Consider the following 6,934-nt stretch of genomic DNA (forward strand, 5'->3'; position numbering starts at 1 on the left):
GATCAAGCAGTACCCCCTGCTGGCTATAGTCCGCTCAAGGACTTTTTAAGAACGCAGCACACGCACTGATTGGGGCGAGCAACTCTGGAGCGATGTCGGGCAGCCCTGGCACCCGGTCCTTCACAGCGTTTTTAAAAGTACTCACTGCCATAAAAATAATGCACATGGAGTAGCGTCGATGACCTCAGTAAACCAGTTCTGGCGCCGGGCGAAACTGCCTCTGGCGGTCAGTCTTGCCTCCTCGCTCGCCGGGCCTGCATTCGGCGTCAGTTTCAACGTCGGTGAAATCGAAGGCCAGTTCGACTCGTCCCTGTCGATCGGTGCCAGTTGGTCTACTCAGAGCCCGAACAAGAACCTCATCGGCGTCAACAACGGCGGCCGTGGCCTGTCGCAGACCTCCGATGACGGTCACGCCAACTTCAAGAGCGGCGAAACCTTCTCCAAGATCTTCAAGGGGATCCATGACCTTGAATTGAAATACGGCGACACCGGCGTATTCGTCCGGGGCAAATACTGGTACGACTTCGAACTCAAGGACGAAAGCCGTCAGTTCAAGGACATCAGCGACAGCAATCGCAAAGAGGGCGCGAAGTCCTCCGGCGGGCAGATTCTCGACGCCTTCGTCTACCACAACTACGCGATTGCCGATCAGCCGGGCTCCGTGCGTCTGGGCAAACAGGTGGTGAGCTGGGGTGAAAGTACCTTCATCGGCGGCGGCATCAACTCGATCAACCCAATTGACGTGTCCGCGTTCCGTCGTCCCGGCGCCGAGATCAAGGAAGGCCTGATTCCGGTCAACATGTTCTACGTGTCGCAGAGCCTGACCGATAACCTGTCGGCCGAAGCGTTCTATCAGCTGGAATGGGACCAGACCGTCGTCGACAACTGCGGCACGTTCTTCTCCCAGCCGGACATCATTGCCGACGGCTGCGAGAACAATTTGCGCGTGTTGAACAAACGTTCGCAGATTCCGGCCATCGCGCTGGGGCCATTGGCGGCCAACGGCGTCAACGTCGACAACGAAGGCGTGCTGGTACGCCGTGGGCCGGATCGCGATGCGCGTGACAGCGGCCAGTACGGTGTGTCCTTCAAGTACATGTACGAACCGCTCGACACCGAATTCGGTGCCTATTTCATGAATTACCACAGCCGTGCACCGATTTTCAGTGCAACCGGCGCGCCGCAGTCGGTTTACAACACCGCCGCCGCTCTGCCGGGGCCATTCGCAGCGCTGTCGCCGCTGCTGGTCGCAGGTAACTCGCAATACTTCGTTGAATACCCTGAAGATATCCGCCTGTACGGCCTGAGCTTCTCCACCACCCTGCCTACCGGTACGGCGTGGAGCGGTGAGATCAGCTACCGTCCGAACGCGCCGGTGCAGTTGAACTCAACCGATATCCTGTTTGCCGGCGTGCGCCCATTGGGCGGCAACTTCGCCAACGCATCGCTGCTCAACGGCGTGCCTGGCCAGGATCTGCACGGCTACGAGCGCAAGGAAATCACCCAGCTGCAAACGACCTTTACGCACTTCTTCGATCAGGTCATGGGCGCCAGCCGTCTGACCCTTGTCGGTGAAGTCGGCGCGACCTATGTCGGCGGGCTGGAGAGCCGCTCCGAGAAGCGCTATGGCCGCGATCCGGTCTACGGCCCGGGCGAGCTGCCAGCCACTGGTACCGTCAACACCTGCGTCAACATTCTCAACAACGGCACCATCAACGGCGCAGGGCCGGGCTCGCCACAGAACAACCGCAGCCGCAATTGCGACAACGACGGTTTCACCACCTCGATGTCCTGGGGCTATCGCGGTCGGGCGATCTGGGATTACAACGACGTGTTCGCGGGTGTGAACCTGCGGCCTAACGTGGCCTGGTCCCACGACGTCAGCGGTTACTCGCCAGGCCCTGGCGGCAACTTCGAGGAAGGTCGCAAAGCGGTCAGCCTGGGCGTCGATGCCGAGTACCAGAACACTTACACCGCGAGCCTGGCCTATACCAACTTCTTCGACGGCAAGTACACCACCGTGGATGATCGCGATTTCGTGGCGCTCAGCTTCGGCGTGAACTTCTAAGCACTGCATTTCAGGACGAACGAATTTATGAAAATAACAAAAAGTCTGTTCCACGCCGGTGTTCTGGGCCTGTCGCTGTTGGCGACCGGTGTCATGGCGGCAGTGCCTGCTGCCGAGGCGGATAAACTGGGCAAAAGCCTGACGCCGATGGGCGCGGAAATGGCCGGTAATGCCGATGGTTCGATCCCGGCCTGGAAGCCGATGGCGAAGAATGCCGGCAGCGTCGACAGCAAGGGTTTTCTGTCCAACCCGTACGCCAGTGAGCAGCCGCTGTTCACCATCACCGCCAAGGATGCCGACAAGTACAAGGACAAACTTGCCCCGGGCCAGTACGCGATGCTCAAGCGCTACCCGGAAACCTTCAAGATGCCGGTCTATCCGTCCCACCGCGGCGCGACCGTGCCGGATGAGGTGTTCGCGGCCATCAAGAAGAACGCGACCAGCACCAATCTGGTCTCCGGCGGCAACGGGCTCGAAAACTTCGATACCGCCGTGCCGTTCCCGATCCCGAAAACCGGCGTGGAAGTGATCTGGAACCACATCACCCGTTATCGCGGTGGCAGCGTGACCCGTCTGGTAACCCAGGCCACGCCGCAACCGAACGGCTCGTACAGCCTGGTGTACTTCCAGGATCAGTTCGTGTTCCGCGACAAGATGAAGGACTACGATCCGGCGAACCCGGGCAACATCCTGTTCTACTTCAAGCAGAAAGTGACCGCGCCGGCGCGTCTGGCCGGTGGCGTCCTGTTGGTTCACGAGACCCTCGACCAGGTGAAGGAGCCACGTTCGGCGTGGGTCTACAACGCCGGCCAGCGTCGTGTGCGCCGCGCACCACAAGTGTCGTATGACGGCCCGGGCACTGCGGCCGATGGCCTGCGTACTTCCGACAACCTCGACATGTACAACGGTGCCCCTGATCGTTACGACTGGAAGCTCGTAGGCAAGAAAGAAATGTACATTGCCTCCGACAGCTACAAGCTCGACGATCCGAAGCTCAAGTACTCCGACATCATCAAGGCCGGCCACATCAACCAGGATCTGGCGCGTTACGAGTTGCGCCGCGTCTGGCACGTGACGGCGACGCTGAAGGAAGGTCAGCGCCACATCTACGCCAAGCGTGACTTCTACATTGACGAGGACACCTGGCAGGCTGCGGTGATCGATCACTACGACGGTCGCGGTCAACTGTGGCGCGTGGCCGAGGCACATTCCCAGAACTACTACGACAAGCAAGTGCCGTGGTATGCCCTGGAAACCCTCTACGACCTGCAGTCCGGCCGCTATCTGGCGCTGGGGATGAAGAACGAAGAGAAGAGTGCCTATGATTTCGGCTTCACCGCCACCACCGGCGATTTCACCCCGGCCGCTCTGCGCCAGGAAGGCGTTCGCTAATCTGCAGTAATACCAAGGCCGCATCCTCGTGAAAACGCCCCGACCGGTTCGGGGCGTTTTTGTGTCTGTAGCCTTTTTGTAGCCATTTGTAGCAGCGACCTTCATTACCTCTTCGTTTAAGGCTAGGCTGCGGACATCTGCAACGCCGCCAATCGCCTTCAAACAAGAGCCGGCCATGACTGATCTGTCCCCACTTCCGGGTCCCGCAAGCATTACCGTCGCAGCACTGGACGGGCGTTTTTTCCGCCCGCCGCTGCCTGAGGGCTATGTCTTGCGGCCGCGCCTTTGTGAACGTCTGCAAGCCGGGCTGGGGGGGCGACTTTTACTGGTCAGCGCGCCGGCCGGGTTCGGCAAGAGTTCGCTGGCGGTGGAGTTCTGCCAAAGCCTCCCGGCGCATTGGCAAAGTCTGTGGCTGGGCCTGAGCCCGCGTGACAGTGATCCCGGGCGGTTTCTTGAACGTTTGCTCGAAGGTTTACAAGACTATTACCCCGCCTTGGGCGCTGGCGCCCTCGGCCTGCTGAAAATGCGTCAGCGCCATCAACCGTTTGCCTTCGAAGAGTGGCTCGACGGTCTGCTGGATGAGCTGGCGATGCACCTTAATCCGGCGGCGCCGTTGCTGCTGGTGCTCGACGATTACCATCTCGCCCAGGGCCCGGTGCTGGATCGTTGCCTGCAATTTTTCCTCAATCATTTGCCCGATGGCTTGCTGGTCATGGTCACCAGCAGGCAGCGTCCGGACTGGCATCTGGCGCGTTTGCGTCTGTCTCGGCAATTGCTGGAACTGCATGAGCAGGATCTGCGCCTGACCCACGACGAATCCCTGGCCTTGCTTGATCGCCATTGCACTTCGCTGCGTGGCGAAGCGCTGGAAAACCTCATCCAGCGCAGTGAGGGCTGGGTCGCCGGTTTGCGTTTCTGGCTGCTGGCGGTGTCCGAGGCGGGCAGCGACGCGGCACTCCCGCTTGCGCTGAACGGCGGGGAAGGGCTGATTCGCGATTACCTGCTCGAAGAGGTCATCGATTGCCTGCCGGCCGAAGTGCAATCGTTTCTTTACGAAACCGCCCCGCAGGAACGCTTTTGCAGCGAGCTGTGCGACGCGGTGCGCGAGGCCCATGACAGCGCCGAGATCCTGCGCTTTCTGCAGGCCCATCAGGTATTCCTGGTGCCGCTCGATGAGCACGGACATTGGTATCGCTATCACCACCTGTTTTCCGATTTGTTGCGCAGTCGGCCGATCGCTCAAGCGATCGTGCCGCCGGCCACGCTGCACCTGCGTGCCTGTCGCTGGTTCAATGCCCAGGGGCTGCTCGACGAAGCAGTGGAGCAGGCATTGCGCGCCGGCCATCTGGATGTGGCGGCGAATCTGGTACAGAACCTTTCTGAAGAACAACTGCTGGCCGAGCAAAACGTCGGCATGCTGCTGCGCTGGAAAATGGACTTGCCCGACAGCCTTCTGATCAGCACGCCACGGCTGATCGTGCTCTACAGCTGGGCGCTGGGGCTGGCCTGTCAGCTTGATGCCGCCGAAGAACTGTCGAGCCACCTGAGCCGCTTTCTGCCGGCGCCTTCTGCCACCGCGCAGAAATCGATGCTGGCGCAATGGCTGGCGCTGAGCGGAATCATCGCTCGCGGGCGCGGCCATCGCGAGCTGACGCTGCGCTATTGCACCGAAGCTCTGGAGAGCCTGCCCGCCAAGCGTTATGGTCAGCGCTTGATGTGTCTGTCTACGCTGTCGAACCTGGCAATCGCCGACGGTGACCTGTGGCGCGCCCGTGGGCTGAACCGCGAATCCCTCGAGCTGGCGCAACGGGTTGGCAATCCGCTGTTCGAAGCGTTGGCGCATTACGACCGTGCCCGCGTGTTGCAGGCGCGCGGCGAAATTCTGCGAGCGCTGGATGAAGTGCATCAGGGCCTGGAGCGTTTACGTGGGTTGTCGCCGCAACGCTTGTATGCAGTGCGTGCACGGCTGACGCTATACGAAGGCTTTCTGTTGGCGATGCGCTTGCAGCCCCACGTGGCACGCGTGCGACTGCTGGCCGGAATCGCTGAGGCGCGCGCATGTCGAGATATCAGCGTATTGATCGGTCACTGCGTCATCGCCCGTCTGGACGGGGCTACTGGGGAGTTTGCCAAAGCCTTCGCCGAACTCGCCGAAGCCGAGCGCCTGATGCACATCTGGGACGTGCCGCCAATCTACTATCTGGCGATGATCACCCTGGTCAAATGTGAACTGTGGCTGGCGCAGGGCCGCACTGATCTGGCCGAAGCGTGGCTGGCGCGGTTGGGTCAGACCTACACCGGCGAGCGCGCAGCAGCGCCGCCGGAGTTTCATCCACAGTTGCCACTGCATGTGGAACTGCAACAGGCGCTGCTTGACCTGATTCAAGGGCAACCGATGCTTGCGGAAGGGCGGTTGAATGCGTTGCATGAAAATGGTCAGCGGACCGGGCGGCAGTTGCTCAGTGTGATGGCGTTGACGCAGAAGGTGGCGTTGTTGCTGGCGGGTGGGCGCGAGCCCGAGGCGCGCAAGGCGTTGAGCCAAGCCCTGATAGCCGCTACCGGAGGCGTTTTTCAACCCTTTGACACTCTGCTGAGAACCCAAGCCGACTGGTTGCGAGGGCAATTGCAGGTGCTCACTTCGAGCTCAGTGGGCCAGCAATTACTCACGCATTTTCCGACACCGTTGCTGCGCCCAGCCACAGAAAGCCCTACCACCGAACAGCTCAGCAGCCGCGAGCTGGCGGTATTGCGCCTGATCGCTCAAGGCTGCTCCAATCAGGAAATCAGCGAGCAGTTGTTTATCTCCCTGCATACGGTGAAAACCCACGCCAGCCATATCAATAGCAAGTTGGGAGTTGAGCGGCGTACCCAAGCGGTAGCGCGGGCCAAGGCGTTGGGCTTACTGAGTTAGGCGCAAAATGCGCAGGCATAAAAAAAACGCCCCGAACCAGTGGGGCGTTTTTCTTTCCGGGCGATGAAACAGGCCAGGAGTCTCTGCTATGGCCTTCAGGCCACCAGATCGTTGGCACTGAATGTATTGACACCTACCAACTGGATTTCGAAATCCGCGCCAGCGTTACCACTGACGTTGCCTGACAGCACGTGGTCCACGAAACGCAGTTGGCCTGCACCGCTGAAATCACCGGCACCGATGAACGTAAAGCCGTTGAAGCCGGCAATCGTCAGATTGGCATCGAACGCTGTCAAGTCGATTTTATCGCCTTGCAAGGCGTTGAAGTCGTTGATGACATCACGAGTAGTACCCACGCCCATGTCACTGACAAGGCTGAACTTGAAGATGTCGGCACCGGTACCACCGATGAGGGTGTCGACGCCGGCTCCACCGTCCAGAATGTTGTTGCCGGCGTTGCCGGTGAGGGTATTGTTCAGCGTGTTGCCGGTCAGACTTAGCCCGGTGTTGCCCAGCAGCACACCGTCTTCGACGTTGGCCGACAGGGTATAGCTGACGTTGGT

General features: G+C 60.3%; 4 protein-coding genes. 3 read left to right on the forward strand and 1 reads right to left on the reverse strand.

Annotated features, from left to right (window positions below; translation table 11 throughout):
* Positions 1 to 178: 178 nt before the first annotated feature.
* From HU727_RS24730 to HU727_RS24740, 3 genes are all read left to right on the forward strand, one after another.
* Entirely contained in the window at positions 179 to 2,068 is a 1,890-nt protein-coding gene (locus HU727_RS24730; RefSeq protein WP_186530461.1) for a DUF1302 domain-containing protein, read from the forward strand.
* A 27-nt stretch (positions 2,069 to 2,095) separates the two neighbouring features.
* A complete protein-coding gene (locus tag HU727_RS24735; protein ID WP_186530460.1) occupies positions 2,096 to 3,460 on the forward strand; it encodes a DUF1329 domain-containing protein in 1,365 nt (454 codons plus the stop codon).
* Positions 3,461 to 3,635: 175 nt separating this feature from the next.
* Entirely contained in the window at positions 3,636 to 6,371 is a 2,736-nt protein-coding gene (locus tag HU727_RS24740) for a winged helix-turn-helix domain-containing protein (protein ID WP_186530458.1), read from the forward strand.
* 95 nt (positions 6,372 to 6,466) lie between these two features.
* Here HU727_RS24740 and HU727_RS24745 read toward each other — a convergent pair.
* Positions 6,467 to 6,934 (reverse strand): calcium-binding protein (locus HU727_RS24745; protein ID WP_496197708.1); only part of this gene is annotated, 468 nt, incomplete at its 5' end.

The sequence above is a fragment of the Pseudomonas khorasanensis genome, from assembly GCF_014268505.2.
In the GTDB taxonomy this organism is placed as follows: domain Bacteria; phylum Pseudomonadota; class Gammaproteobacteria; order Pseudomonadales; family Pseudomonadaceae; genus Aquipseudomonas; species Aquipseudomonas khorasanensis.

Coding starts and splice junctions, on each gene's coding strand:
- HU727_RS24730 (WP_186530461.1), top strand. CDS start 179: ATGACCTCAGTAAACCAGTTCTGGCGCCGGGCGAAACTGCCTCTGGCG.
- HU727_RS24735 (WP_186530460.1), top strand. CDS start 2,096: ATGAAAATAACAAAAAGTCTGTTCCACGCCGGTGTTCTGGGCCTGTCG.
- HU727_RS24740 (WP_186530458.1), top strand. CDS start 3,636: ATGACTGATCTGTCCCCACTTCCGGGTCCCGCAAGCATTACCGTCGCA.